The following is a 24293-nucleotide window of genomic DNA, read 5'->3' on the forward strand; positions in this document are numbered from 1 at the left end:
CGCAGGGCGGACACTTGGCGCGGTGGCGTTGAAGCGGGGGCATAACTTGGGGAAGAGATAGCCCCATGCAAGATAGATCCGCCCCCGAACACTTCGACGTCGTGATCGTCGGCCGCGGCCCGGTCGGCGCGACGCTCGCCAACCTGCTCGGCCTCTGCGGCGTGCGGACGCTGGTGCTGGAGCGCGAGGCGCGGACTTACCATTTGCCGCGCGCGGTGCATTTCGACGACGAATGCATGCGCGTGTTCCAGACCATCGGCCTCGCCGACGCCATCCTGCCGCATGTTATCCTCAGCCCCGGCATGCGCTTCCTCGACGCCGACGGCCGGATGCTTCTGGACTGGTCGCGTCCGCAAACGCCGACGCCGATGGGCTGGAATCTCAGCTACCGTTTCCACCAGCCTGACCTAGAGGACGCGCTGATCGGCGGCCTGAACCGCTGGCCGCACGTCACCTTGCGTAACCGCTGCGACGTGTTCGCGCTGGATCAGGACGAACGCGGCGTACGCGTCCGCTATGAAGATCTCTCCAACGGCAAGCTCAGCGAAATCCGCGCCGGCTACGTCGTCGGCTGCGACGGCGCGCGCTCGCTGGTGCGCCGCTTCATCGGGTCCGGCATGGATGATCTCGGCTTTCACGAGCGCTGGCTCGTAGTCGACGTCCTGCTCAAGCGCAACCGCGACGACCTCGGCGACTACAGCATCCAGCATTGCGATCCGCGCCGTCCCGCAACCTATGTCCGCGGCACCGGTACACGACGGCGCTGGGAGATCACGGTCCGTCCCGACGAAGACTCCCAAGAGGTCGCACAGCCGGCAATGGTCTGGAAGCTCTTGTCGCGCTGGATCGCACCCGGGGACGCCGAGATCGAGCGTGCCGCGGTCTACACCTTTCACTCCACCATCGCGCAGCAATGGCGGAGCGGACGGCTCTTGCTCGCTGGCGACTCTGCGCACCAGACCCCGCCGTTCCTCGGACAAGGCATGTGCGCCGGTATCCGCGATGCCGCGAACCTTGCGTGGAAGCTCGGTGCCATCCTGCGTGGCCGCGCCCGGGCCGATTTGCTCGACACTTATCAAAGCGAGCGCCTGCCTCACGTGCGCGAGTTCATAGAGCTTGCCATTCGCCTCGGCGGCGTCATCAACACCAGGGCGATCGAAGCGGGCCTCGCCGCCGGCGAAGCGCGCGAGAACGCGCCAGTGAAGCTCGAGGTGAAAAAGCCTCTGCTCGGCCCCGGACTCACGCTCAGCGATCTACCATTGGCCGGACAGCTTGCGCCGCAGTTCGCGTTGAACGACGGCAGTCGTAGCGACGATCGGATCGGTTACGCCCACCTTGTTCTGGTCGAGAGCGCCGCTGCGCTCTCGTCCCGTCTTCGCAGCAGGCTGTCGCAAGCGGGAATCGCGATTCTCACCGGCGATGATGCCGAAGGCGTGGGAGGCTGGCTCCACGAGCACGGCATCGCGGCCGCACTCGTTCGCCCCGACCGCTACGTCCGCGGCGCCGCCCGCAACGATGCTGAACTCGACCGGCTCGTCGCCGCAATCATCCCTCCCACGTGCCATCCGCGGCCTGAACCAACACCCCTCGAGGATATCCCATGAAACTGCTCTCATTCATCGCCGACGGCCGCACCTCCTTCGGAGCCGTCAACGACGACGGCGTCGTCGATCTCGGTGCGCGCATGGCCGCCGACGGCTGCACGACGCTGCGCCGGCTGCTCGAAACCGGCCGGCTTGCGGACGCGGCAAAGCTCGCCGCGTCGGTAGCGCCCGATCATCCCCTCGACAAGATCACCTTCTCGCCCGTCATCCCCGATCCCGGCAAGATCATCTGCGTCGGCCTCAACTATCGCGACCACGTCGCCGAGACCGGCCGCAGCGTCACCGAGAAGCCGGCGCTGTTCGCCCGCTTCGCCTGCAGCCAGGTCGGACATCTCCAACCCATCGTGAAGCCTGATGTCAGCAACGATTTCGACTATGAGGGCGAGCTCGCGCTCGTCATCGGCAAGGAAGGCCGCCGCATCCCGGCAAGCCGCGCGCTCGACCACGTCGCCGGCTATGCCTGCTACAATGAAGGCAGCGTCCGCGACTGGCAGCGCCACACCAGCCAGTTCCTCTCCGGCAAGGCCTTCGCAGAAAGCGGCAGCTTTGGCCCGTGGCTGGTGACGACGGACGAAATCCCCGATCCATCAAAACTCACTTTGCAGACGCGGCTCAATGGCATCGTCGTGCAGAACACCACCACCGATCTCCTGATCACGGCGATACCGGAGCTGATCGCCTACATCTCGACGATCTGCCCGCTCGTCGCCGGTGACGTCATCGTCACGGGCACGCCGGGCGGCGTTGGCGCCAAGCGTACGCCGCCGCTGTGGATGCGCCCCGGCGACACCGTCGAGGTCGAGATCTCCGGCATCGGGATCTTGCGCAACAGGGTCATCGCCGAGACGGCCTGACCACCGACGCCGATCAATCAACGGACGACAAAATCAGGAAACGACATGGGCACAATCCGCATGACATCCGCCGCCACCCTGCTGGTCGCGCTCGCTGGCTCCGCGGCCCGCGCCGAGATCAAGGGCGACGCGATCCGCATCGGCGTCCTCACCGACATGAACGGCGTATTCGCGACCGCAATGGGCCCGGGCTCGGTCGAGGCGGCGCGGATGGCGGCGGAAGAGTTCGGCGGCAAGATCGACGGCAAGCCGATCGAGATTTTGCAGGCCGACCACCAGAACAAGCCTGACCTCGCATCGTCCCTCGCACGAAAGTGGTTCAGCGACGGCGTTCAGGCGATCGCCGACGGCGGCAGCTCGGGGGCGGCGCTCGCCGTGCAGGAGCTGGTGCGCGGCAATGGCAGGATCTTCCTCGTCTCGGGCGCCGGCGCCAACCAGCTCACCGATGAAGCCTGCACGCCGAGCAGCGTGCAGTGGACCCAGGACGCCTATTCCACCGCGACCGCCGTGGTCTCCGGCATCATGCAGACCAGCAAGGAGCCGTGGTTCTTCATCACCGGCGACTACGCCTTCGGCCACTCGATCGAGTCGACCGCGCGCGCTCGCATCACCGAGCTCGGCGGCAAGGTCGCCGGCAGCGTCAGGGCGCAGCTCGGCACGCCCGACTACAGCTCGTTCCTGCTCCAGGCGCAGTCGTCGGGCGCAAAGATTCTCGCGATCAACGTCGCCGGCGACAACGCCACCGCGATCAAGCAAGCGGAAGAATTCGGGCTTGCCGCGCAAGGCATGAAGATCGTGCCGATGTCGTTCCAGAACGTCGACATCGAGTCGGTTGGGTTGAAGGCGACCCGCGGCGACCTCATCGTCACCTCGTTCTTCGAGGATGTCTCGCCCGCCGCCCGGCGCTTCTCCGATGCGTTCTATGCGCGCCGCAAGGCGATGCCGTCACAGATCCAGGCCGGCGTCTATTCCGCGGTGCGCCATTATCTGCAAGCCGTGAAGGACAGCGATTCCGACGACAGCGCGACCGTGATGGCGAAGATGAAGGCAACGCCGGTGTCGGATGCCTACACCACCAATGGCCGCATCCGCGAGGACCAACGCATGGTCCATGATCTCTATCTGGTGCAGGTCAAGACGCCCGAGGAATCCAGGGGCCCCTGGGACTTCGTCAAGCTGGTCGCGACGATCCCGCCCGACCAGGCCTTCCGCCCGCTCGACCGCAGCAAGTGCGGCCTGGTCGGCAAGTAGGCCGATCAGGCGAGATAGCGCGTGATTTCCATCGCATAGAGTGCGCAGAGCGCAAGGCTCGACCACACCGCGGCGCTGAAATACAGCGCCATCCAGGCAAGCTCACCCTTCCAGTGCGCGATGTCGTGGGTCACCACCCAGCGCGTGCTGACGTCATGCAGGCCCTCGAGGAAGCCGAGGAACTTGTTGCCCTCGGCATGCCCTGCCCGCCAACGGCTGAGATACATCGGCACGTCGACGGTGACGAGGAAGGCGAGGAAGCAGGCGATGCCGACGATGCCGGCGATCAGCGCCCAGCGCACCGGGCCCTGAAACTCTGGCATCAAGCGGCACAGCGCGATTCCGGCCAGGAAGAAGGTCACCGCCCATAGCGAGTTCTCGATGGCGTTGAAGAGATAGTTGGTGGTCAGCACCGCGTACCAGGAGAAACACTCCGCAATGATGATCACAGGCACGATCACGAGCGCGATGTTGATGGTCGTCTGTGCGCCCGCCATGCCGCCGAGCTGGTGCAGAATGATGGCCCATTGCGCGGCGAAACAGACCTCTGCGACGGTTGCGACCGAGCGGCCGACGAAGACGCTCGACAGCCAGGTGTCGAACAAACAGATCCGCTGCACGTCGGCGCGCGGCAGCACCGAGCGGAAGGCGCAGCCGAACACATAGGCTGCGCAGAGCAGGAACATCAGCCCGATGTCGGAGCCGCCGCCCACGCTGGCCGAAGGCGTCGGGTAGAACTCGCGGTACAGCATGAACCAGACGAGGATGTTGGCGGCACTCACCAGCGTCAGGGCCCCCCACCACCACGCGAGGGGATTTGACCGCGCCTGCCACTGCAGCATGAACCGCTCCGCTGTTATCGATTTGACATGTCGTCGTAACAATCCTGTCACAGGACGTCATGGAATCACGACAAATATCTGTGCGTTGACGTGCTTTGCGGCCGTCTCCCTGGCCTGCGCACATATTGGACAATTTTGGCTGATTGGCGAAATTATTGGACAGATAGGCCTGGCGGGTTCATTAATTCCGTATGGCTCGAACTCTCAGGTCCAAACAGACCTCCTCATCCGCTGCCGCAGTGCTGGCCGAGAGTGCCGATGACGCAGCTTTCGCCACGACTCTCGCAAAGGGTCTCGTGGTGCTCGAGGCGTTCAAGGCCGGAACGACGCTGCTCGGCAACATGGAGCTGTCGACACTGACCGGCATTCCGCGGCCGACTGTCGCGCGCCTCACCCACACGCTCGCCGAGCTCGGCTATCTCCGCTACGACGCCGAGCGCGCGAAATACCGCGTCGGTGCGCGCGCCTTGCGGATGGCGCATCCGCTGCTGGCCGACATGCAATTCCGCCAGGTCGCGCGCCCGATGATGCAGGAGCTCGCGCAAAGCGTCCGCGGCACCGTGTCGATCGGCCTGCTCGACGGCACCTCCATGATCTATGTCGAGACCGCGCGCTCCGGCGATGTCGGACCGCACGTCCCCGACATCGGCATGCCGATTTCCGTGGTGATGACGGCAATGGGCCGCGCCGCGGCGGCGACCTTGCCGCCGGCCGACGCCGCATTCCTGGAAGAGCGTATCAAGAACGAAGACGCCGAGCTGTGGTCGGCGTTCCGCGACACTTACCGCGCGGGCCTCGCGCAATGCGCAAGCCGCGGCTTCTGCGCCTGCTGGGGCGAGTACATCGCCTCGATCCATGCCGTCGCCGCGCCGCTGTTTCATGCGCGCGAGCTGAAACAGTCCTTCTCCATCAACTGCGGCATCCCCGCGTTCCGGCTTCAGCCCGGTCAGTTGGAGGGCGAGATCGGTCCGCGGATCGCCGCCCTTGCCGACAACATCCGTGCGATTGTCAACGCTGCGGGGCCGTCGATCGAAGCACGTAAACAAAACAAGAAGAGGGCCAGGCCATGAACGACGCAACTGGCACTCCACGTCCGGGAGGCCACCATGATCATGACGCGCCGAACATTGCTGGGCACCCTCGCCGTCTCGCTGCCCGCTGTTTCATTGTCCGCGCGCGCTGAAGATGCGTGGCCCTCGCGACTGGTGCGGCTGATCTCGCCTTATGGGCCGGGCGGATCGAACGACATCTCGCTGCGCCTGTTCGCCGATGAGCTTGGCCGGAACCTGCATCAGCAGTTCATCGTCGAGAACAAGCCCGGTGCCGGCACGCGCATCGCCAACGATCTGGTCGCGCACGCACCGGGCGACGGCTACACGCTCCTCTATGTCGCAGCCCCCTACGCCACCGCCGAAGCGCTGTTCGGCAAGCTGACCTATGATCGCAAGGACCTGCAGACGGTCGCCATGGCCGTGATCGCGCCGCTGTTCCTGATCATCAGCGCGGACGCGCCGTTCAAGACGTTGCCTGAGCTGATCGCCTACGGCAAGTCGAAGCCGGACGGACTGACCTTCGCCTCGCCCGGCGCCGGTTCGCAGCCACAGCTCGCCGGCGAGCTCCTGTTCAGGGACGCCGGCGTTAAAGGCCTCAACATTCCCTTCCGCGGCGACGCAGCGTCCTACACCGAGCTGCTCGCCGGGCGCGTCGATGCCACGCTGACAGCGTTGCCGACCGCTCTGCCCTATATCCAGAGCGGCAATTTCACCGTGCTCGGCGTCGCTTCCAGCGAGCGCAGCGCCCTCTACCCGCAGGCGCCGACCCTGCGCGAGCAAGGCTTTTCCAACGTGATCGCCGCCGGCTGGTTTGGCTTCATGGTGCCGACCAAGACGCCGCAGTCCGTGGTCGATCGTATTCAAGCCGCAATCCTGCGCGTGCTCGATAGCGCCGACATCAAGCAAAAGCTCTCTGCCCAAGGCCTCGAGGTGCACGCGACCACGGCCGCCGAATTCAGCCGGTTCATCGACGCCGAGACGCACAAATGGAGCGCGCTGATCCGCGACGCCGGCCTCAAGGGCGAGTGAATTCAACGTCCCGCGGCGATAGTCGGATCATCAGTCGCGCGCCGTGACAGGATGCGCGCGCGAGCGCAGCCCTGGCGAGGTCCTTTCGCCGGGGCCGCATCTGTTTCCGCGAATCGCCTGTGAGCGAGGACGCCGAACTTGGAGATTCCAGGGTTCGCAATCAGCCCTTCATCGTCGCCACATGGGCCGCGAGCTTGTCGAGAGTCTGGTAGCCGTATTCGACGGCGCCAAAGCCGATCATGGCATCGCGCTGCTCCGTGGTCGATGCCAATTGCCGGAGCGTCAGCACGGTCTTGCCGTTGCTCTGCTCTGCGAAGGTGATGGTGAAGCGAAACAGACCGGGATCATCGTCCTTGTCCACGCCGTGGTCCATCTCCATCAGATGCGGCCGCTCGATGCGGCGGAAACGCATGCGGTTCGGATAGACCGTGCCGTCGGGGCCGATCATGTTGAAACGCCAGACGCCTCCGACGCGCACGTCGATCTCATGGGTCTCGATCTTGAACCCCTTCGGGCCGAACCATTGCGGCAGATGTTTTGGATCGGACCACGCCTCGAACACCAGCGCACGCGGCGCGTCGATCACGCGCGACATCACGATCTCGCGGTCGAGCGACCATTGCGACAAAGCAGGGTTGGCAGAATTCGTCATCACTTAGAACCTTTCCGTTTGGTTGTTCGGGACGGCCGCTTTGCAGCCGCCCTTTCCTTCTCTTTCTTCAACTTCATCACATAGGCCTCGAACCGGTCGAGCCGCGCCTCCCAGATCGCACGCTGCTGCTGGAACCAGTCTTCCGCACCGAGAAGTGCATCCGGTTTGAGACGGCAGGTGCGCACGCGGCCTGCCTTCTCCGATTGCACAAGGCCGCTCGTCTCCAGCACGTGGATGTGTTTCATGAAGCTCGGCAGCGCCATGTCGAAGGGATCGGCGAGCTCGCCGACCGATGCTTCGCCCGCGCACAGCCGCATCACGATCGCCCGCCGGGTCGGGTCGGCGAGTGCTGCAAAGATCTGATCCAGTCCGGTCAATTGGTTAGCCATGTAGCTAACTATAGGCGATGCGCCGGGCAGCGTCAACAATTGTTATCCTATCGGCTAAGTAAAATTCTATCGGCCGCGAATCCACTCCGAGCGCGGATTTCGCTCCGCTCCATTCGCGCGACGAAGCTGAACGACGGCCGTCATGCGGAACCCACAGCGCGCAAACGTGAGTTGGGATGCGCGGTCCTTCCCTGTAAGACGAAGCGGGGGCGCATCGCATCGTACATTCGGACCGTGCCGTCTTTTGTCACATCAACACGTCTCACCCGGCGAACTTTCGCCCGGGCTGCACTCGTACCGCTCGCGATCTGCCTCGCCCGGCCGCGCCGCGCAGCCGCGGATTCCGACATGATTGCGTTGATGCGCGACATCGTTGCGGCCGAGCTCGCACCGACCGCGACGCCGGACCATCCAGGCGGCCTCGCCGCCGCGCTCTATGCCGGACGCCACGTCGAATTCTTCAACTATGGCTTTGCCGACGACACGACCCGACTCCCCGTGACGTCGGATACGCTGTTCAATCTCGCCTCCTTGCGAAAGCCTTTCGAGGCGACGCTGGTGGCGCTCGGCGCGCTGCGCGGCGAGTTGCGGCTCGACGATCGTGTGTCGAAATACCTGCCTGAGCTCACCGGCGATTACATTCGCCGCGTCACCGTCGGCGAGCTCGCCACCCATACCTCGGGCCTGCTGCTGCCGACCGACCATCCGCCATGGCCGAACGAGTCGTACACGCGCGAGCAGTTCATCGGCATGCTCGACGCCTTCGCGCCACCTGCGGACGCGGCGCCCGGGAAACAGCGCATCTACAGCCATGCCGGCTACGTGCTGCTCCAGCTCGTGCTCGAGCGCTGCTACGGCAAGCCGATCCGCGAGCTCATCGAGCGCCGCGTCCTGATGCCGATTGGCATGAAAGCGACGTCCATCCCGGACCGCGGTGCAGACAACCGCGCCGTCATGGACGCGCCGCGGATGCGGCGCGTCGTCCAGGGTTATTCGGACCAGGGCATGGCGATCGGCCCGCCCGGCAACCAGCAGAGCTATTTCGATGTCCCCGGCACCGGCCAGATGTTTTCCTCGGCACGGGATCTGGCGAGCCTCATGGCTGCCTGCGTCGACGGCCGATCGATCGAACCGCAACTGCGCGAGGCCCTCCAGATAACGCAGCGCGAAGCCTTCCGCGTCGACGAGAAATTCGGACAGGGCATGGCTTGGGAGACGGTGCATCTTCCCGGTCTCACGGTCGTGGACAAGCCCGGCGGCCTCAACAACGCCTCTGGCTATATCGGCCTCGTCCCGGCCCGACGGCTCGGCATCGCGCTGCTGGCCAACCGCGGCGACTATCCGCACGAGATCGCGCGCTACAAGATCCTGCCTACGCTCGCGCGGCTGGTCGCGTCACATTGAGACAACGGCGTCAGACCGATCGCGTCAGTCCGCCGTCGACGCGGATGTTCTGTCCGGTGATGTAGGCCGCACCGTCCGAGGCCAGGAACGAGATCGTCGCCGCGATCTCCTCGACCTTGCCGTAGCGCTTCAGCGGCACGCTGTCGCGGCGCGCGTCCGTCTGCGGCAGGCTGTCGATCCAGCCCGGCAGCACGTTGTTCATCCGGATGTTGTCGGCCGCATGAGTGTCGGTGAAGATCTTGGTGAAGGCGGCCAGGCCTGCGCGAAACACTGCCGAGGTCGGGAACATCGCGCTCGGCTCGAACGCCCAGGCGGTCGAGATGTTGATGATGGCGCCGCCCTTCTGCGCCTGCATGACCGGCGTGACCAGCCGTGTCGGACGGACCACGTTCAGCAGATAAGTATCGAGGCCGGCATGCCACTGCTCGTCGGTGATCTCCGTGATCGGCGCGCGCGGTCCGTGGCCGGCGCTGTTGACGAGCACGTCGATGCGTCCCCACTTGGCAAGCGCACCGTCGACGACCCGCTTCAGATCGTCGCTCGACTTGTTCGAGCCGGTGACGCCGAAGCCGCCAAGCTCGGCCGCCAGTGCCTCACCCTTGCCGGAGGACGACAGGATCGCGACGCGAAAACCGTCGCCGGCGAGCCGCCGCGCAGCCCCCGCCCCCATGCCACTGCCGCCTGCGGTGACGAGTGCGACCTTTTCCGCTGCCATGACGATCATCCTTGCGATACCGTTGAGGCGAGCCGACGGCCCGGCCTATCATCGGCTCTTCTACAAGCAGAATTGCCGATAGGTCCACCATCGCAACAGGCCACCATCATGAGCGACTTGCAGATCCGCAACATGCGCCCCGGGGAGACTTCCCTCGCGGTCGATTGGGCCGCCGCAGAGGGCTGGAATCCGGGGCTCGCCGACGCCTCCTGTTTCGCCGTCCCCGATGCGCAAGGCTTCTTCCTCGGCGAGATCGATGGCGAGCCGGTCGCGACCGTCTCCTGCGTGAACTATGGCGAGACCTTCGCCTTTCTCGGCTTCTACATCGTGCGCGCCGCCTTTCGCGGTGCGGGCCACGGCCTGCGCATCTGGAATGCGGCGATCGCGCATGCGGGATCCCGCGTCATCGGGCTCGACGGCGTTGTGGCGCAGCAGGACAATTACAAAAAATCCGGCTTCCGGCTTGCCTACGCCAATATCCGCCACGGCGGCACCGTCGCGGCCCCGCCTTCGCCGCCGGCTGGTGTCGTCGCGCTCGAGAACATCCCGTTAGCAGTGGTGGAGGCCGACGATGCCACCGTCTTCCCCGCTCCGCGCCGCGCGTTCCTGCGTGCCTGGATCGATGCACCCGGCCATATCGGTCGCGCGCTCATGCGCGACGGCCGGCTTGCGGCATGGGGTGTGATCCGTCCGTGCCGGACCGGCCGCAAGATCGGCCCGCTCGTCGCCGACGATCGCGCCGGCGCGGATACGATCCTGCGGGCCCTGCTCGCAAGCGCCGGCAGCGGCGAGGTCTTTCTCGACGTCCCCGCCATCAACGGCGAGGCCGTTGCATTGGCCGAGTCCTTCGGCCTCACGCCGGTGTTCGAGACCGCGCGGATGTATACCGGACCGATCCGCCCACTGCAGCTCGACCGCATCTTCGGCGTGACCAGCTTCGAGCTGGGCTAGAGAATCCGCCGCTCAGTAGCAGCGCATGATGTTGACGGTGTGCTCGCCACCGCCGCGGCCGGGCACGGTGACCGTCTCCGATGGGCAGCTCGGCACATACGGACGGTCGGACGGCACGACGTTCGGCGGGAAACGATGCGCCCAGTCCCAGGGGACGTCATAGGTGTAGGTGTAGCGCACGTCGGTGGACTGCGGCGGCTGCGCCGCATCGACGAAGGGCTGGTTGGTCATGCCGGGGTCGTAGTAGAACCCGCCCCCGCCCGGCCAGTAGACAAATGGATTGTTCCGCCGGTGGTGGAACCGGGCTGCGGGCGGCACGATCGCTGGACGGCCGACCGCCGGCGGCGCGGCGGGGGCAATCGCAGGCCTGGCAACACTCTCGTTCGGACTAAGGAGCAGCGCGGCTGCGCTGAGCAAGGCGAGCAACGCCCCATGCAATTTATAGGTCATGATACGCACCAACTCGTTGGCTACGGCAGCTCCCCACTGCACGCTAGGCCGGTCCGCAGCTCCCCCGCAAACGTATAATTAATTATTGGTTAAGGAACGGGATTAACAGAGCGAGCCCTGCGGGCAAGACGCGCCCGTCCTGCCGCCGGGGCGTTGCCAAGACGTCGTTCCGTGAACGCGTCTCATAACCTGTTGATCGCGAGTTGATCGAGTTGACCGGATGCGGCGGAACGCTGCTGCATTGCGGTCGTTGGGCCCGACACAGCAAGGGAGCATCTCGATGCAACGTAAGGCAAAACTTGCATGCCTGGTCACGGCATCGCTCATGGCGGGTACAACCGCCGCGTCGGCCCAGGCCTACGATTGGAACGGCAACGGCGTGGGATGGGAGCGCAGCGGCCCCGCCTATGAACCGGTGCGGCCGGGCCCAATGTACTACCTCGGGCCTGCGGCGCCGTACGGCCCGCTCAACGGCACCAACCATCCGACGCCGAGTTCGACGCAAGGTGACGTCGGCCCCGGCGGCAACAACAACGGCACGCTGAGCGGTCGCTATAGCTACTGGTAAGATCGGCGCGCCACCAGGCCCACCGTCCAGCGGACGGTGGGCCCTCGCGTTTCAGCGGCCATGTTGTTGTTTGCGCAGCCAGTCCAGCATGTCCTGCGTTTCTCAGGATAGTGTTCGTTGAATTGCCGATCTGAGTGACGGCGGGCCAAAACACGAGTCCGGCGTCAAGACGTCGACGACAACTAATACTGATTATTCGAATTTTGAAACTATGCTATTGATTGCGCACTCCGGTCGCCGCAGAGACGGATATCGCGATCATCACGCGAAACGAGCCGCAAGGATACGTCCGCAGTTGGCGATGAGAATTGAAAGAGCGACGCTGTTGCGCACACTCCGTCATTGCGAGCGCAGCGAAGCAATCCATAGTCGTCCCGCTGCGACAGTCTGGATTGCTTCCCGCGCTCGCAATGACGATGCTCGTGAAAGCGGATTGCGCTATTTGCGCATCGTCGAAAAGTGAGGACGACGCCGAAGTTGCGGATGGCCGTATGCTCCTAACAGAGCACCGCCACTCACCCAGCCAACACCTTGCTCCGCCGCCAGACATCGCGCGGCGCCCTCCCCACCCCCCTTGCATCCCTCTTCGCTCTTGTAACAAAACTGTCATGCAGCAAAACTAAACGAAGGCAGCGGCCGCGATCGGTCGCCGAGCCGCCTCACTGCTGGGAGAGATCTATGCGCCGTTCACTGGTGTTGCTGTCCGCCGGATTGACAGTGCTGTCCACCGGACTTGCCTCCGCGCAGAACAACACGCCTCATAACCTGATCCTGTTCATCCCTGACGGCCTGCGCGCGCTGAAGGTCACTCCCGAGACGGCGCCGGCGATGGCAGAGGTCCGCGACAAGGGCGTCAATTTCAAGAACCCCCATTCGCTGTTTCCGACCTTCACCATGGCCAACGGCTCGGCGATATCGACCGGCCATTATCTCGGCGACACCGGCGTGTTCTCCAACACGATCTGGACCAACTACACGTCCGTGCCCGCCGGCGATACCGTGGTCCCCTTCATCGAGAACGATGCGGTTCTCGGCGACATCGACGAGCACTTCAAGGGCGACTATCTCAACGAGGAGACCATTTTGAAGATGGCTCGCGACAAGGGCCTGAGCACGGCGGCCATCGGCAAAGTCGGTCCGACCTATCAGTTCGACCACACCGATCATCCGGACAAGCCGGGCAATCATTCGATCGTCATCGACGACGCCACCGGCGGCAAGAACAGCGTCGCGCTGTCGGACGAAATGAAAGAGGCCCTGACCAAGGCCGGTCTGCCCCTCGCCACTCCCTCGCGCGGCGACAACGCCAAGGCCGGCGACGCCAAGACGCCCGGCACCACCGTCGCCAACGTCGCGCAGCAGGCCTACCTCGCCGACGTCGCGACCAAGGCCGTGCTGCCGATGTTCAAGGCACGCAACAAGCCGTTCGTGCTGGTGTTCTGGTCGCGCGATCCGGACGGCACCCAGCACAACCAGGGCGACAGCCTCAATCAGATCATGCCCGGCATCAACGGCCCGAGCACGATGGCGAGCATCAAGAACGCCGACAACAACCTCGCCCAGATCCGCAGGGCGCTGGACGAGCTCGGGCTCGCCGCGAACACCAACATCATGATCCAGGCCGACCACGGCTTCTCGACCATCTCCAAGGAGAGCAAGACCAGCCCCTCGGCCAAGGTCAGCTATGACGACACGCCGAAGGACTTTTTGCCGATGGGCTTTCTGGCGCTCGACCTCGCCAAGGCGCTCGACCTGCCGCTGTTCGATCCCAACGACAAGAATGCGAAGGTCGAGGGCAACAAGCATCCGAAGGCCGGTAACGGCGTGCTCGGCAAGGACCCGACCAAGCCCGATCTCGTCGTCGCCACCAATGGCGGCTCGGACCTGGTTTATCTGCCAAACAAGGACAAGAAGCTGGCAGCCAAGACCGTCAAGGCGCTGCTCGAGCAGGACTACGTCTCCGGCCTGTTCGTCGACGACTCCCTCGGCCGCTTCCCCGGCACACTGCCGCTGTCGAGCATCAACCTGCGCGGCAAGGCGGCGACGCCGACGCCGGCGATCGTCGTCAACTTCCGCTCCTATGCCAGCGATTGCGGCGAGGCGCCGACCAACTGCTCGGTGCAGGTGGCCGACACCGTGCTGCGCCAGGGCCAGGGCATGCATGGCAGCTTCAGCCGCGGCGACACCATGAACTTCATGGCCGCGATCGGGCCGGACTTCAAAGCCGGCTTCGTCGACGAGCTGCCGGTCAGCAATGCCGACGTCGGCATGACCGCCGCCCAGATCATGGGGCTGCGCAGGTCGCAGAATGGGGGCCTGGTCGGCCGGGTGATGTCGGAGGCCCTGCCTAACGGCATCGTGCCCAAGGCGTACAAGGCCGTGGAGAAGTCGAAGATGTCCGAGAACGGACTGCAGACCGTCCTCAACTTCCAGCGCGTCGGCAGCCAGCGCTATTTCGACGCCGCCGGCTTCCCCGGTCGCACGCTCGGGCTTGAGCCGGAGGCCGGCAAACAAAAAACGGCGGGGAAATAACCCCGCCGCTTCATCGCGTCCTCACGAGAGGCACGAAAATCTCACACGCCCAAAGCTTTACATGCCGATGTCGAACACGTTCGGCAATTGGCCCGCCAGGGGCAGCGCGGTGGCGCCCAGGAAGGTCGCCACCATCGCCATCAGGCGACGGTTGTTGTGGCGCTTGCCGCGCATCTGGCCGGCGATCCATTCCAGCATCTCGCTGTTGACCTTGGCGGCGTAGGATGGCGCCCAGCTCTCGATGTCGGTGTCCGGCGACAGCGCAACGCTGCGCGGCGGCACCGGCAGGCCCGAGGCGTTCGCTGCATAATGGGCAACGGCCTTGGCAAGCAGGTCGTCGAACCGGCCACCATCAGTGCGCTCGGTCGCGGCCTCGTTGATCTCGAACAGGACTTCGGCCTCAGCGCGGCTGATCGGCTGGTCGTTGACCGCGGCAGCGGTCAGGATGCGCGTGCACCAGGCGGTGTCATCGGCGTCGAGCGAGCGGGAGAAATGCACCCTGCCCTTGGTGGTCGGGCCCTCACCCGTGATCACGCCGTCGCGCACGATGGTCAGCGCATGGGCCGCGGTATCGCGACAAGACGGTTCGAGAGAGGGAGGCTCGACGGAGTTAGGCGCAACGGCAGACATAGTTCACTTCCAAACTTCTTCTGATCGACCAGCATTTCCATGCGGGGCCTGAACGAGTGGTTAACGATTCGATAGGAGGATCGCGACTTTTCTCGATGGTTGCCGATTAGTCGCTGTCAGGACCATTTCGGTTCCAGCAAAAGTCGAGGCCCGCGTAATGCTGGTCATAAAGGGCATTATCGGGGCAATCTAGACCGCGTCCCTCCGGGTAGGGTTGTTTCGCCGCAGGCGCGGCTCTATCAGAAAGATGCTAGAAAATCGGTCCTTCAAAGAAGGAATTCACATTTTACTTGAGCCGGTTCACTTGTACCGTTCACGCTCATATACTGAGCTTGACGGCCTTGGAAAATTTACCAGTAAATTCAATGCGATGAGGTAGAACCATGCCACTCCCAATCGGCACCACCGCCCCCGACTTCGAAGCCGAGACCACCGAAGGGAAGATCAAATTCCACGACTGGATCGGCAATAGCTGGGCCTTGCTGTTCTCGCACCCGAAAGACTTCACGCCGGTTTGTACGACCGAACTCGGCGCGCTCGCAAAGTTGAAGCCCGAATTCGACAAACGCGGCGTCAAGCTGATGGGCCTCTCGGTCGATCCGGTCGATCGCCACGCGAAGTGGTCGGAAGACATCAAGGAGACGCAGGGCGCCGCCCCCAACTACCCGATGATCGGCGACACCGACTTCAACGTCTCGAAGCTCTACGAGATGCTGCCGGCCTCGACCTCGGGCGATCCCCTCACCCGGACGCCGGCGGATAACCAGACCGTCCGCAACGTCTTCGTCATCGGCCCGGACAAGAAGATCAAGTTGGTGATGGTCTATCCGATGACCACGGGGCGTAACTTCCAGGAGATCCTGCGCTCCATCGACTCGCTCCAGATGACCGCCAAGCACCGCGTCGCGACGCCGGCCGACTGGAAGCAGGGCGAGGATGTCATCATCGCCGGCTCGGTCTCCAACGACGAGGCCAAGACGATCTATCCGCAGGGCTGGAAGGAGCCGAAGCCCTACATTAGGATCGTGCCGCAGCCGAAGTGACGTGCTGCGGTTGCGCAAGACAACCGCCAGTCGCCATCCCGGGACGCGCAAAGCGCGAACCCGGGATGGGTGTTGCGCACCGCCCGGAATGACCAGCTCGGCCGCCGACAGACCAGCGGTCGATGAGATCGCGGTCACCACCGCGCGCGCCGACGTCGGCGAACGCGACCGGCCAGCTCCAGTGCTTGAGCGGCGCCAGTGCGGTGAAATCGCCCCCCACTTCCACGCGTTCAATCCGGTGCTGCGCGAGCACGCGTTAGCCTATGCGAAGATCCGCAAAGGTTGTGCGTTGCTTTGACACAATTTCGAATCCCGTTATCGTCAGCGCTCCGTTCAAACCCTGGGGGACGATATGGACGATGAGAAACCGATAGCCGAACAGGCGATGGAGACGATCACCACCGCGGTGGAGGCAACCAACGACGCCGCTGTCCCCGCCGTCAAGAAAGGCAGGAAGGCCGCCAAGAAGGTTGCGAAAAAAGTAGCGCCGAAGAAGGCCGCCAAGGCGAAAGCCAAGAAGTCTTCGAAGAAGGCCAAGAAGACCGCGAAGAAGGCGGCAAAGAAAACCGCCAAGAAAAAGAAGGCCAGGAAGGCCAGGCGCTGATCGCAACCTCGAGAAGAAGGCCTCCGGGTGCGCCGCGCCCGGAGGGTTCGCTCTACCCGCGTCGCGTGGACGCGCGCCGGCCCGGGTGGTGCTTCCCTTTTGGATCGCGAAATTCGCTCCTGTGGCCGCGCCGATCCTCCTTGGCGAAGCGCCGCCGCTTTTCGGCTGAGCCGAACGCCTTGATCACCCGCCTGCCGTTGACCTTCTTGATCACGTAGCCGCCCTCAGTCATCGAGAACGGCGCCTTCAGCGTTCCCTTGTGATCGAACTTGGTACCGCGCGGATGCTCGAACGGCTCGAACCAGGACGGATAGACGAAGTTCGACATCGGGAAGCCGCTGACGATGAAGAACTCCTCCTCGACGGCATCGCAGACCTCGTAGGCATATTGGGTGTGCCTGCTCTCGTCGGCCCACAGATTGGCCATGGGATCGAGCACCATCTCGAACAGCTCGTGCGAGGCCGCCATGCTGACCGGCTCATCGCCGAGTGCCTTGACGAAGATCTTTGAGATCGGCTGGCCGCGATGCGTCAGTTCGTGGCGTCCGAGCATGTTCTTGTGGGAGGCATCGTCGAAATAGACGAGCTGCCAATCCGTCTGCTTCGGTTTATACGTAACGTAGAGATCGATCGGATAGCCCCACACCGGCAGGAAGTGCTCGTCGTAGCACTTCTGCAGCGCGGCGGTGAGCTTGCCCATAGCCCGGTCGCTGATCATCTCCTCCGCGTAATTGATGCAGGCAATCCGAACCGGCTTCAGGGACCTGCCGAGCAGTGCACGCCTGGCTCTCTTCATGGAAATCACCAAGTTGAATGGGAAACTGAAATAAGCCGCGCCAGCCTAGCACGGATGGGCGGTACACGTCAGGGATGTATTGCCGGGGTCCGGCTCTCCCGGGACCTTAGAAGCGCCGGTTGACCAGAAACACCGCCGCCGCGCAGATCGCGACGCCAGCGATCGCGAGCGCGTCCAGCCTCTCTCCGAACAGCGCATAAGCCATCAGCGCGGTGACGGCCGGTACCAGATAGAACAGGCTCGCAACCGAGGTCGCTGCGGCATGGCGGATCAACCAGTACAGGAGCCCGATCGATCCAATCGAGAGCACCACGGCCAGCCAGGCGAGTGCGAGTACGAATTCCCGCGTCCAGTGCACCACGCGGTCCTCGAACAGGAAGGCGCCGATCGCAAAGAAAATCGTCACGGCGGCGTATTGCACGAGGTTGCCGGCGCGCCAGTCGATGTGGTTGCAGTAGCGCCGCTGATAAAGCGTGCCGAGCGTGATGCTGATCAGCGAGACCACCGAGGCGAGCCAGCCGAGACCGGCTTCGCCCGTCATGGGACGGTTGTGCAGGATCAGAACAACGCCGCCCAGGCCGAGCACCAGGCCGCCCCATTGCAAAGGCGTGACCCGCTCGCCAAGCCAGCGGTTGGCGATGGTCGAGGTCAGGATCGGTTGCAGTCCCGGGATCAGCGCGGAGAGCCCAGCCGGAATCGAGTGCGCGATCGCGATCGCGGTGCCACCGAGATAGAAGCCATGAACCAAAATCCCGGCGACGGCGCTGTGGGCAATGCCGATGCGATCCGGCCACTTTGGACGGGCGATCGCGGCGATCACCACCATCAGGCCGACGACCACAGCCATGCGGATCGCGAGATAGGTCAATGGATCGGCGTTGTTGACGACGTATTTGGTGCCGATGAATCCGGTGCTCCAGAGCACGACGAACAGGATCGGCGCTGCACGTGCGGCCGGGGAGTCTTGACTATGATTCATTGCCGCCCTCATTGCCCGACCGGGGGCTGTGCGGCAATGCGATTTTCAGCTTTGCGGGATGCTGCGCTGCAGGGTGGACAAGAGCGCGGGTGCGGCTCAGGCCCTCACCATTCGGTCGGGCAGGGATCGATGATCTTCCAGAGTTCGACGCCGTTCTTGATCTTCTTCATGTCGGTGGTGAGCCCACCGTTGCGGCGGATCCAGTCCTTCACCGTGTCGGGATAGTACGACATCAGATCGGACGTCCCTTCGGCGCTGGTGACCTTGATGCCGAAGGTGAAGGCCTTGTCGTAATAAGCTTGGTGGAAGCCGAGGCTCGCACGGGGCGTCACGCAGATCTTGTTCATCGGCACGATGCCCAGCACCAGCGTGCAGGCCGAATTGCAGATGCCGTCGATGATGACCCGCTCGCCCTTGTCACGGACGCGCTTGTACTTGGCCTTGTACTCCTCGACATAGCCGCCGTGGTCACGGGTGATGTGCAGATCGGCCCGCGCAGGCGTGGCGGCGATCACGGAGAGCAACAGCAGGCTTAAGGGCGTGATGCGCATGGCAAAGTGACGGCGACAGCCTTGCAATGAGCCGGCCTCGAAGAGCTCCCCCCAAGGGGCCGGCTAAAGGAATCTTGACGGAATTCTCTTTGGTCACACTTGTGTGGGGAATTCGTTAAGCATCTCGAAAAGGCCAAAAATGGGCAGGGCCGCGGACGCTCCCCGGCTTTTGGGTCACACCCGGCCGGAATAACCGCGATCGGAGGCGATTTTCGACCTCCGGATGGTGCCCAGCCGGCCCAAAATGGCTATAAGTGGCAGGTCCGTTAGCGCAGGTTCCGGAGAATCGAGATGAGCAGGTTGAAGCTTGTTGCCGCGGTCGCCGTCCTGTCGGCGGCAGTCCTTGCCCCCAGCCTCTCGGAAGCCCGGGTGCATCACCGGCACCACCGCCATTACACCCACCCGCTGCCCTATCCGATCAGCTACCTGCACAATTATGGCCCCGGCGTCACGCAGGGCAGGTTCGCCTATTACGACGGTCCGTCGAACAACCACTGCTACCAGGGCTCAGCCGGCTATATCGGCCAGGATGGCCGCAGACACCCCTGCTTCTGAGGGGCGCCCGTCTCCTGCCGGCAAGCCTTGCTTCATGTCTTATTTGGCGGCTCCCGACAGCAGCAACTGCTTCTCGATCTCGTAGACCGGCAGCTTGACGAGGTCCTTGCCGACCTCGCCCTGAAGGGCCTTGCGGACAGCCTCCGAGTAGTCGGCACGGATCATGCCCAGCGCGCGCGGCGAGGCCACCACGGTCAGCGCCGAAGTCTCGCCCGAACTGACTGCGATATCGAGCCGCTCGGCCAGCGTCCGCAGGAACGCACGCTCGGCCTCGTCGTGCCAATCGGTCTGCTCGACCGCGCTGCGCGCACCGCCCGTTGACGCATGGAGTCTGCCAGGCGTATCGGTCCCCTGCGCACTGGTCGATGGGTTGGCGTGCTCATGCACCTCGCGGGTACGCAGGTTCGGAAACATCTCGTCGCCAAGATTTTCCAGGATGAGTGCCTTGCGCCCGTCGCACACGACGAGCCAGTCGCCTTTGTCGATTCTCATCTTGTTCATTGAACTGCTCCAAACAACATGCCGGCGTGGCCCTCTGGTCCATGTGGGCTCCACCGCCCGTGATGCCCTTCGAAGTCCTCGACGGACTGCTCACGGCGACAAGACTACGAGCGAAGCCGGACTTCGGACTTGCGCGGGATCAAGGATGGCTATGAGCCCAGACCTGGGACGGTTTCCGCGCCGCCTGATCAGGCCCGCGGCGACATTGCTGAAGCTTTGTTCATCAGCATTACATTTCGGTTCCGCCACAATTTGATCAGAACCCTCTTCGATATCTTGGATCGCGTTTGCGGAGGAAGACATCATGAAGCTTAAGATTGGCCTCGTTGCCGCGTCCCTGTTCGGTGCCATCATGGCATCGCCGGCGGCGTCCGCCATGCCCATTGCGCCGATTGCGCCAGCGCCGCAGGTCTCTGACATTGAGCAGGTCCGCATGGTCTGCAATGCCTGGGGACGCTGCTGGTGGCGGCCGAACTATTACGCCCCGTATTACGGTCCGCGATATTACGCGCCCTACTACGGTCCGAGATACTATGGTCCGAGATATTACGGCTATTACGGCGGCTATCGCCGCTGGTGAGATTTGAAGGGGCCTTCGGGCCCCTTCGCTTTTGCGAGGAGACGCATCCCGGCTGCGCCATCTGCGCGTAGACCAATTCCAAAACTGATCTAGATCAAAGCAAGAAAATGCCGCTGCGGCAGCTTGCGCTGATGGCGGATTTCATCGTTTTCCAATGTCCCCAGACGGGCATGAACGTGCAAACTTATCTGGAGAAGCAGCCGAAACTGCAGGGGCGGAGTTTAGAGGCATTCACCTGTCCCGCCTGCACGCGAGTCCATTTCATCGATCTCGCTTCGGGCCGGCCGATGACCCGGGAGCGCTAGAGAGCGGGACGGATCCATCGGGCGTCTCCGCGTCCCGCCTCGGACACACCGCACTACTACGGCACTGCTCCGCGGTTTACGGAATCTAGACTCTTCAGCATTGATATGATTTGCGTCATTGAAACGGCTGTGAGCCAGACGAATGTTGTTCAGTGCTCTTGCGCCCTCCTCCGCACTGCAACTGACGACCTTTACTGAGGTCGATGCGTTCCGGCCGGCGGAGCTGATGGAGGATGCCAGGAGCATTCCGCTCGACGTCGCGCATTTCGCGGCGGCACGTGCGGTCGTTTGCCTGCCGGCGTGCTGGATCATCGTGATGAGATCCTTTGCGCGGATCCTGGATACGGCCTATCGCGCGCCCGGCGGGATGGTGATCCTGCCGTTGACAGACGATGTGCGCGCCACTCTCAACGGCGAAGACCTGGACTCGCGCTTCTTCGTTGCACTGCGCGGCAACGATGACTGCCATTTCATCGAGCCCGCAATCAACCTTCACGCGATGATCATCCTATCGCCCGGTCTGACCGACCGCGGCTGGTTCGACCGGGCCGACACGATCCAATCCTATGTCCCGGACCGCGCCGCCCTGATGCATGTGCGCCAGCTCATTCTCGACATCCTTCGGACCGCCAGCGCGGAACCGGGCCTGTTCGCGATTCCCGAGCTTGCCGCGCAGATTCAGGAGGGGCTGCTGCTCGCTGTCGATGAGCTGTTTCATGTGGATCCGCGCGCAATCGGCGATAACCGGATCGCGCACGCGCGGTCGTCAAGGCTCGTCAAGCGGCTCGACGACTATGTCGCCGCCCATCCGACCGCCCCGATCTATACGGCGAGGCTCGCCAGCGAGTTTGGCGTCTCGACGCGCACACTGGGCGGCGCCGTTTCGAAGCTGCGCGGGATGCGCCTGCACCAGTACATCCGGCTAAAGCGGCTGTGGGCGGCCCGCGCCCGGCTCCTGAGAGGCGGCGGCAGCCTGACCGTCGCATGCTGCGCCCGTGCCCACGGCTTCCACCACATGGGCGAATTCGCCGCGATCTATCGCGCGACCTTCAACGAAGCGCCGTCGGAGACGCTGGCGCGCAGCCGGTTGGCCAGGATTCAGACCCCGTAGCTCCTACCAGTATTTCTGGGCCGGACGAACCTCAACGGCACCCCCCAAACGGGCAGCCGGGATGCGGGCGGCCAATTCGATCGCGGCGTCAATCGTGTCGGCCTCGAATTCCAAGTAACCTCCCACTGCGCGTTCCTGGTAGGGGCCTTGCGCTGTCACCGTCTCACCGTTTTGCACGCGAACGGTCACAGCGTCTTTCGGCAGACCAGCCGGCAGTCCCGGCGTTACGTTGGGCATCGCGGTCACGGCCGCGTATTGCGCCGCCACAGCCTTATACTCGCTTTCAGTGAGCGCCTTCGCGTCGAAGTCCTTCGGCTGATAGATAAGCATCAGATATTTCATAGCGTTGATCTCCAGGGTTTGCTCGAACCTGGGCTTCGGCATCAGCCCATACCTTATTGACGAAAGAGAGCTCCCACTTCGTGACAGGACGCCTCAGGAGCCCGGTCTTTTATGAAGACCCCTGCTCATCGAGATTTGCCAGGTCGATGCTGCGAAGCCTTTCGGGATTGGCGATGAGCTCGATCTCAACGATCTTCGCATCGTCGACAGTGAAGGCAAAGATGATGGCGGGTTCTTCGTCTTGAAACCACGCCGCTCCAACGGCACCGTTCACGAGCAGAAGGCGTGTCGCCGGCGCGCGCCCCGAGAACGCAAGCGCCCGTCTGGCAATCGTTGACGCACCGCGAATTTCTATTGCGACTCCGCTGCGTGCAGCGGTCTCGTCCGCACGGAGCACCACGTCGGGATCGAGCACGGCGACCAGGGCAGCGAAGTCGCCGGCGCGAGACGCTGTGAGGAAGGCTTCCACAATCTGACGCCGGCGAGCCTGATTGGCCTCTGGAACTGCCCTGCCTCCCTGAACACGGCGGCGCGCACGGCTCGCAAGCTGGCGAGTCGCCTCGACAGACCGCCCGACAATTGACGCGATTTCGTCGAAGGGCAGATCGAACATGTCATGCAGGACGTAGGCGACCCGCTCCGCTGGTGGCAATCTCTGCAGGACGACGAGCAATGCCAGCCCGACGGAATCGGCGAGCATCGCCTCCTGCTCGAGATCGATCACATTCCCACCACTCGTCACCGCGTCCGGCCCGAACGAGTCCAAGGACTCCTCACGCCTGGACTTGCGGACTCGCGCGCGCAGCATGTCCAGGCACACCCGCCCGACGATCGTCGTCAGCCATCCACCCATATTCTCGACGCCATGTGCGTTGGCGCGGCTGATCCGTAGCCAGGATTCCTGTAGGGCGTCGTCGGCCTCACCCATCGAGCCAAGAATCCGGTAGGCGGCCTTCCGCAATTGAGTGCGATGAGCTGCGAACTGCTCGGTGAGCCATTCCTGTTCGTTCATCGGTCACATTTCCTTGGCGCACTTCCCCATAACTATGACGAATGGCCCCCCGATCGGCGTGACAACGCAGAAGGGCGGGTTCCAACGCGCTCAGCCGGGATGGATGCCGGCGATGTTCATAATCGGCGGAGATGGCGCACGCCGGCGCGCGGGCGCGGAGCGATGGTTTGTTGGGTGGAGAGTGTCGCGGCGAACTGCGGACCGAAATGGCGCGCTCGGAGAGATTCGAACTCCCGACCCTCGGAATCGAAATCCGATGCTCTATCCAGCTGAGCTACGAGCGCTTCGGCCCGATGGCCGGGCCACAACCGAGACATGCTCGTTCGGTGCCAGCGGACCAGCACCGAGCGCGTCGCTCGGATGCGTTCGACTTAGCAGAGAGGTTTGAAAATAAAAAGCCCTGTCGGCCCCCCGCTGGGGCAGCGGAGGCGCTCACCAAGTCGTGTTAAAGAAGCCGAAATGCGGCTGTTGCGCCACCAGCATCATCGGTCTGGCGAACTGCGCCGGCCGGGCCCTGGCGACCCTGCGCTTGGACTGAACCGAGGCCTGCGCCTTGGCGTCGGTCTTCTTGACCGATGTTGCCTCGGCCTTTGACCCGGGCGGGATGAACTGGGCGAAGGTCTCGCGTACCCGCGCTTTCGCCGACATTTCGTTCAGGCCGGGTGACGCGTTCGCCTGCGCTGGTTGCGGCGCGGCAACCGCGGCCGCCTGCACGACAGGAGGGGCAATCGTCGGCTTGCTGGTATCGAGAACGACACGTTCCGGCAGATGTCGATCCGACCGGATACGGATCAGCGGCGGGTCGTTGCTTGCGCTCGCGATGCCCGACGTCGCAGCCGGCGTCGGCCAGATGAAATTCGCCGCCAACAGCAGTGCGAGCAACGCTCCACCGACGAACATGAAATACCGAAAGATGGGCATTGGCACCGCTCCGCGCGCGCTTCCAGGCGCGAGCACTGCGCCTTAACTGGCGATCCTTTAATTTGGTTTC

Annotated in this window: 29 protein-coding genes and 1 tRNA gene; 16 read left to right on the top strand and 14 right to left on the bottom strand. The window is 63.8% G+C overall.

From position 1 onward, the window contains the following. Positions 1-65: 65 nt before the first annotated feature. The 3 genes from mhpA to MTR72_RS23825 are packed head-to-tail and all read left to right on the top strand — an operon-like array spanning position 66 to position 3709. Positions 66-1604, top strand: coding sequence for a bifunctional 3-(3-hydroxy-phenyl)propionate/3-hydroxycinnamic acid hydroxylase MhpA (gene mhpA / locus MTR72_RS23815; RefSeq protein WP_341511172.1), 1539 nt, complete (start codon positions 66-68; stop codon positions 1602-1604). Then, positions 1601-2458 (top strand): fumarylacetoacetate hydrolase family protein, encoded by an 858-nt coding sequence (locus MTR72_RS23820; RefSeq protein WP_341511173.1) that lies wholly within the window; start codon positions 1601-1603, stop codon positions 2456-2458. The genes mhpA and MTR72_RS23820 overlap by 4 nt, the downstream gene beginning before the upstream one ends. A gap of 45 nt (positions 2459-2503) precedes the next feature. Beyond that, the gene (locus tag MTR72_RS23825; RefSeq protein ID WP_341511174.1) at positions 2504-3709 is read left to right on the top strand and encodes an ABC transporter substrate-binding protein; all 1206 of its coding nucleotides are present in this window, start codon (positions 2504-2506) and stop codon (positions 3707-3709) included. A gap of 5 nt (positions 3710-3714) precedes the next feature. Here the strand turns inward: MTR72_RS23825 and MTR72_RS23830 are convergent, their stop codons facing one another. Further along, positions 3715-4551: a hypothetical protein gene (locus tag MTR72_RS23830; protein ID WP_280970378.1), complete on the bottom strand. Its 837-nt coding sequence runs from the start codon at positions 4549-4551 to the stop codon at positions 3715-3717. A gap of 191 nt (positions 4552-4742) precedes the next feature. Between MTR72_RS23830 and MTR72_RS23835 the strand changes: the two genes are divergently transcribed. Together MTR72_RS23835 and MTR72_RS23840 are read left to right on the top strand one after the other, a co-directional pair. Further along, complete coding sequence (locus tag MTR72_RS23835) at positions 4743-5621, top strand: IclR family transcriptional regulator (protein ID WP_341511175.1); 879 nt, start codon at positions 4743-4745, stop codon at positions 5619-5621. Positions 5622-5657: 36 nt separating this feature from the next. Beyond that, a complete protein-coding gene (locus MTR72_RS23840; protein ID WP_341511176.1) occupies positions 5658-6632 on the top strand; it encodes a Bug family tripartite tricarboxylate transporter substrate binding protein in 975 nt (324 codons plus the stop codon). A gap of 160 nt (positions 6633-6792) precedes the next feature. Here MTR72_RS23840 and MTR72_RS23845 read toward each other — a convergent pair whose 3' ends face one another. Continuing rightward, the gene (locus MTR72_RS23845; protein ID WP_341511213.1) at positions 6793-7284 is read right to left on the bottom strand and encodes an SRPBCC family protein; all 492 of its coding nucleotides are present in this window, start codon (positions 7282-7284) and stop codon (positions 6793-6795) included. After that, a complete protein-coding gene (locus MTR72_RS23850; protein ID WP_341511214.1) occupies positions 7284-7673 on the bottom strand; it encodes an ArsR/SmtB family transcription factor in 390 nt (129 codons plus the stop codon). The genes MTR72_RS23845 and MTR72_RS23850 overlap by 1 nt, the downstream gene beginning before the upstream one ends. 348 nt (positions 7674-8021) lie before the next feature. Between MTR72_RS23850 and MTR72_RS23855 the strand changes: the two genes are divergently transcribed. Continuing rightward, entirely contained in the window at positions 8022-9077 is a 1056-nt protein-coding gene (locus tag MTR72_RS23855; protein ID WP_341511177.1) for a serine hydrolase, read from the top strand. A 10-nt stretch (positions 9078-9087) separates the two neighbouring features. On the opposite strand, the gene MTR72_RS23860 is transcribed toward MTR72_RS23855, so the two are convergent. After that, positions 9088-9792 (bottom strand): SDR family oxidoreductase, encoded by a 705-nt coding sequence (locus MTR72_RS23860; protein ID WP_280970374.1) that lies wholly within the window; start codon positions 9790-9792, stop codon positions 9088-9090. 108 nt (positions 9793-9900) lie between these two features. On the opposite strand from MTR72_RS23860, the gene MTR72_RS23865 reads away from it, so the two are divergent. After that, the gene (locus MTR72_RS23865; protein WP_341511178.1) at positions 9901-10743 is read left to right on the top strand and encodes a GNAT family N-acetyltransferase; all 843 of its coding nucleotides are present in this window, start codon (positions 9901-9903) and stop codon (positions 10741-10743) included. A 12-nt stretch (positions 10744-10755) separates the two neighbouring features. On the opposite strand, the gene MTR72_RS23870 is transcribed toward MTR72_RS23865, so the two are convergent. Continuing rightward, positions 10756-11193 (bottom strand): hypothetical protein, encoded by a 438-nt coding sequence (locus MTR72_RS23870; protein ID WP_341511179.1) that lies wholly within the window; start codon positions 11191-11193, stop codon positions 10756-10758. Positions 11194-11473: 280 nt separating this feature from the next. On the opposite strand from MTR72_RS23870, the gene MTR72_RS23875 reads away from it, so the two are divergent. Then, on the top strand, positions 11474-11761 hold the full coding sequence (locus tag MTR72_RS23875) for a hypothetical protein (RefSeq protein ID WP_341511180.1): 288 nt from the start codon (positions 11474-11476) through the stop codon (positions 11759-11761). Positions 11762-12439: 678 nt separating this feature from the next. Next, entirely contained in the window at positions 12440-14293 is a 1854-nt protein-coding gene (locus MTR72_RS23880) for an alkaline phosphatase family protein (protein ID WP_341511181.1), read from the top strand. A 57-nt stretch (positions 14294-14350) separates the two neighbouring features. On the opposite strand, the gene MTR72_RS23885 is transcribed toward MTR72_RS23880, so the two are convergent. Further along, positions 14351-14923: a hypothetical protein gene (locus tag MTR72_RS23885; RefSeq protein ID WP_341511182.1), complete on the bottom strand. Its 573-nt coding sequence runs from the start codon at positions 14921-14923 to the stop codon at positions 14351-14353. 383 nt (positions 14924-15306) lie between these two features. On the opposite strand from MTR72_RS23885, the gene MTR72_RS23890 reads away from it, so the two are divergent. From MTR72_RS23890 to MTR72_RS23900, 3 genes are all read left to right on the top strand, one after another. Continuing rightward, positions 15307-15966: a peroxiredoxin gene (locus MTR72_RS23890; protein WP_280970368.1), complete on the top strand. Its 660-nt coding sequence runs from the start codon at positions 15307-15309 to the stop codon at positions 15964-15966. A gap of 88 nt (positions 15967-16054) precedes the next feature. Beyond that, on the top strand, positions 16055-16264 hold the full coding sequence (locus MTR72_RS23895; RefSeq protein WP_341511183.1) for a hypothetical protein: 210 nt from the start codon (positions 16055-16057) through the stop codon (positions 16262-16264). A gap of 54 nt (positions 16265-16318) precedes the next feature. Beyond that, positions 16319-16570, top strand: coding sequence for a histone (locus MTR72_RS23900; RefSeq protein WP_341511184.1), 252 nt, complete (start codon positions 16319-16321; stop codon positions 16568-16570). A gap of 52 nt (positions 16571-16622) precedes the next feature. On the opposite strand, the gene MTR72_RS23905 is transcribed toward MTR72_RS23900, so the two are convergent. The 3 genes from MTR72_RS23905 to MTR72_RS23915 form a co-directional block, all read right to left on the bottom strand. Further along, positions 16623-17366 carry a hypothetical protein gene (locus tag MTR72_RS23905; RefSeq protein ID WP_341511185.1) on the bottom strand — a complete coding sequence of 248 codons (744 nt, stop codon included), beginning with the start codon at positions 17364-17366 and terminating at the stop codon, positions 16623-16625. A gap of 106 nt (positions 17367-17472) precedes the next feature. Further along, entirely contained in the window at positions 17473-18345 is an 873-nt protein-coding gene (locus MTR72_RS23910) for a DMT family transporter (RefSeq protein WP_341511186.1), read from the bottom strand. A 104-nt stretch (positions 18346-18449) separates the two neighbouring features. Continuing rightward, positions 18450-18896 carry a hypothetical protein gene (locus MTR72_RS23915; protein WP_280970364.1) on the bottom strand — a complete coding sequence of 149 codons (447 nt, stop codon included), beginning with the start codon at positions 18894-18896 and terminating at the stop codon, positions 18450-18452. 291 nt (positions 18897-19187) lie between these two features. On the opposite strand from MTR72_RS23915, the gene MTR72_RS23920 reads away from it, so the two are divergent. Next, the gene (locus MTR72_RS23920; protein WP_280970363.1) at positions 19188-19451 is read left to right on the top strand and encodes a hypothetical protein; all 264 of its coding nucleotides are present in this window, start codon (positions 19188-19190) and stop codon (positions 19449-19451) included. Between the two features lie 39 nt (positions 19452-19490). On the opposite strand, the gene MTR72_RS23925 is transcribed toward MTR72_RS23920, so the two are convergent. After that, positions 19491-19952, bottom strand: a complete 462-nt coding sequence (locus MTR72_RS23925; RefSeq protein WP_341511187.1) for a host attachment protein — start codon at positions 19950-19952, stop codon at positions 19491-19493. Positions 19953-20256: 304 nt separating this feature from the next. Here MTR72_RS23925 and MTR72_RS23930 point away from each other — a divergent pair, with 304 nt between their 5' ends. The 3 genes from MTR72_RS23930 (at position 20257) to MTR72_RS23940 (ending at position 21948) form a co-directional block, all read left to right on the top strand. Further along, the gene (locus MTR72_RS23930) at positions 20257-20532 is read left to right on the top strand and encodes a hypothetical protein (protein ID WP_341511188.1); all 276 of its coding nucleotides are present in this window, start codon (positions 20257-20259) and stop codon (positions 20530-20532) included. A 107-nt stretch (positions 20533-20639) separates the two neighbouring features. Then, positions 20640-20837, top strand: coding sequence for a hypothetical protein (locus MTR72_RS23935; RefSeq protein WP_341511215.1), 198 nt, complete (start codon positions 20640-20642; stop codon positions 20835-20837). 142 nt (positions 20838-20979) lie between these two features. Next, a complete protein-coding gene (locus MTR72_RS23940) occupies positions 20980-21948 on the top strand; it encodes an AraC family transcriptional regulator (RefSeq protein WP_341511189.1) in 969 nt (322 codons plus the stop codon). Positions 21949-21951: 3 nt separating this feature from the next. Here the strand turns inward: MTR72_RS23940 and MTR72_RS23945 are convergent, their stop codons facing one another. The 4 genes from MTR72_RS23945 to MTR72_RS23960 form a co-directional block, all read right to left on the bottom strand. After that, entirely contained in the window at positions 21952-22290 is a 339-nt protein-coding gene (locus MTR72_RS23945; protein WP_341511190.1) for a YciI family protein, read from the bottom strand. Between the two features lie 109 nt (positions 22291-22399). Continuing rightward, positions 22400-23302, bottom strand: a complete 903-nt coding sequence (locus MTR72_RS23950; RefSeq protein WP_280970358.1) for a sigma-70 family RNA polymerase sigma factor — start codon at positions 23300-23302, stop codon at positions 22400-22402. A 207-nt stretch (positions 23303-23509) separates the two neighbouring features. Further along, positions 23510-23586, bottom strand: a tRNA-Arg gene (locus MTR72_RS23955). Between the two features lie 148 nt (positions 23587-23734). After that, the gene (locus MTR72_RS23960) at positions 23735-24223 is read right to left on the bottom strand and encodes a hypothetical protein (RefSeq protein WP_280970357.1); all 489 of its coding nucleotides are present in this window, start codon (positions 24221-24223) and stop codon (positions 23735-23737) included. Between the last annotated feature and the right edge of the window lie 70 nt (positions 24224-24293).

The organism is Bradyrhizobium sp. ISRA442, from assembly GCF_038085055.1.
In the GTDB taxonomy this organism is placed as follows: Bacteria; Pseudomonadota; Alphaproteobacteria; order Rhizobiales; family Xanthobacteraceae; genus Bradyrhizobium.

Excerpts from the sequence above, each read along its gene's own strand:
- mhpA (WP_341511172.1), top strand. The coding sequence starts at position 66 with ATGCAAGATAGATCCGCCCCCGAACACTTCGACGTCGTGATCGTCGGC.
- MTR72_RS23820 (WP_341511173.1), top strand. The coding sequence starts at position 1,601 with ATGAAACTGCTCTCATTCATCGCCGACGGCCGCACCTCCTTCGGAGCC.
- MTR72_RS23825 (WP_341511174.1), top strand. The coding sequence starts at position 2,504 with ATGGGCACAATCCGCATGACATCCGCCGCCACCCTGCTGGTCGCGCTC.
- MTR72_RS23830 (WP_280970378.1), bottom strand. The coding sequence starts at position 4,551 with ATGCTGCAGTGGCAGGCGCGGTCAAATCCCCTCGCGTGGTGGTGGGGG.
- MTR72_RS23835 (WP_341511175.1), top strand. The coding sequence starts at position 4,743 with ATGGCTCGAACTCTCAGGTCCAAACAGACCTCCTCATCCGCTGCCGCA.
- MTR72_RS23840 (WP_341511176.1), top strand. The coding sequence starts at position 5,658 with ATGATCATGACGCGCCGAACATTGCTGGGCACCCTCGCCGTCTCGCTG.
- MTR72_RS23845 (WP_341511213.1), bottom strand. The coding sequence starts at position 7,284 with ATGACGAATTCTGCCAACCCTGCTTTGTCGCAATGGTCGCTCGACCGC.
- MTR72_RS23850 (WP_341511214.1), bottom strand. The coding sequence starts at position 7,673 with ATGGCTAACCAATTGACCGGACTGGATCAGATCTTTGCAGCACTCGCC.
- MTR72_RS23855 (WP_341511177.1), top strand. The coding sequence starts at position 8,022 with ATGATTGCGTTGATGCGCGACATCGTTGCGGCCGAGCTCGCACCGACC.
- MTR72_RS23860 (WP_280970374.1), bottom strand. The coding sequence starts at position 9,792 with ATGGCAGCGGAAAAGGTCGCACTCGTCACCGCAGGCGGCAGTGGCATG.
- MTR72_RS23865 (WP_341511178.1), top strand. The coding sequence starts at position 9,901 with ATGAGCGACTTGCAGATCCGCAACATGCGCCCCGGGGAGACTTCCCTC.
- MTR72_RS23870 (WP_341511179.1), bottom strand. The coding sequence starts at position 11,193 with ATGACCTATAAATTGCATGGGGCGTTGCTCGCCTTGCTCAGCGCAGCC.
- MTR72_RS23875 (WP_341511180.1), top strand. The coding sequence starts at position 11,474 with ATGCAACGTAAGGCAAAACTTGCATGCCTGGTCACGGCATCGCTCATG.
- MTR72_RS23880 (WP_341511181.1), top strand. The coding sequence starts at position 12,440 with ATGCGCCGTTCACTGGTGTTGCTGTCCGCCGGATTGACAGTGCTGTCC.
- MTR72_RS23885 (WP_341511182.1), bottom strand. The coding sequence starts at position 14,923 with ATGTCTGCCGTTGCGCCTAACTCCGTCGAGCCTCCCTCTCTCGAACCG.
- MTR72_RS23890 (WP_280970368.1), top strand. The coding sequence starts at position 15,307 with ATGCCACTCCCAATCGGCACCACCGCCCCCGACTTCGAAGCCGAGACC.
- MTR72_RS23895 (WP_341511183.1), top strand. The coding sequence starts at position 16,055 with ATGACCAGCTCGGCCGCCGACAGACCAGCGGTCGATGAGATCGCGGTC.
- MTR72_RS23900 (WP_341511184.1), top strand. The coding sequence starts at position 16,319 with ATGGACGATGAGAAACCGATAGCCGAACAGGCGATGGAGACGATCACC.
- MTR72_RS23905 (WP_341511185.1), bottom strand. The coding sequence starts at position 17,366 with ATGAAGAGAGCCAGGCGTGCACTGCTCGGCAGGTCCCTGAAGCCGGTT.
- MTR72_RS23910 (WP_341511186.1), bottom strand. The coding sequence starts at position 18,345 with ATGAATCATAGTCAAGACTCCCCGGCCGCACGTGCAGCGCCGATCCTG.
- MTR72_RS23915 (WP_280970364.1), bottom strand. The coding sequence starts at position 18,896 with ATGCGCATCACGCCCTTAAGCCTGCTGTTGCTCTCCGTGATCGCCGCC.
- MTR72_RS23920 (WP_280970363.1), top strand. The coding sequence starts at position 19,188 with ATGAGCAGGTTGAAGCTTGTTGCCGCGGTCGCCGTCCTGTCGGCGGCA.
- MTR72_RS23925 (WP_341511187.1), bottom strand. The coding sequence starts at position 19,952 with ATGAACAAGATGAGAATCGACAAAGGCGACTGGCTCGTCGTGTGCGAC.
- MTR72_RS23930 (WP_341511188.1), top strand. The coding sequence starts at position 20,257 with ATGAAGCTTAAGATTGGCCTCGTTGCCGCGTCCCTGTTCGGTGCCATC.
- MTR72_RS23935 (WP_341511215.1), top strand. The coding sequence starts at position 20,640 with ATGCCGCTGCGGCAGCTTGCGCTGATGGCGGATTTCATCGTTTTCCAA.
- MTR72_RS23940 (WP_341511189.1), top strand. The coding sequence starts at position 20,980 with ATGTTGTTCAGTGCTCTTGCGCCCTCCTCCGCACTGCAACTGACGACC.
- MTR72_RS23945 (WP_341511190.1), bottom strand. The coding sequence starts at position 22,290 with ATGAAATATCTGATGCTTATCTATCAGCCGAAGGACTTCGACGCGAAG.
- MTR72_RS23950 (WP_280970358.1), bottom strand. The coding sequence starts at position 23,302 with ATGAACGAACAGGAATGGCTCACCGAGCAGTTCGCAGCTCATCGCACT.
- MTR72_RS23960 (WP_280970357.1), bottom strand. The coding sequence starts at position 24,223 with ATGCCCATCTTTCGGTATTTCATGTTCGTCGGTGGAGCGTTGCTCGCA.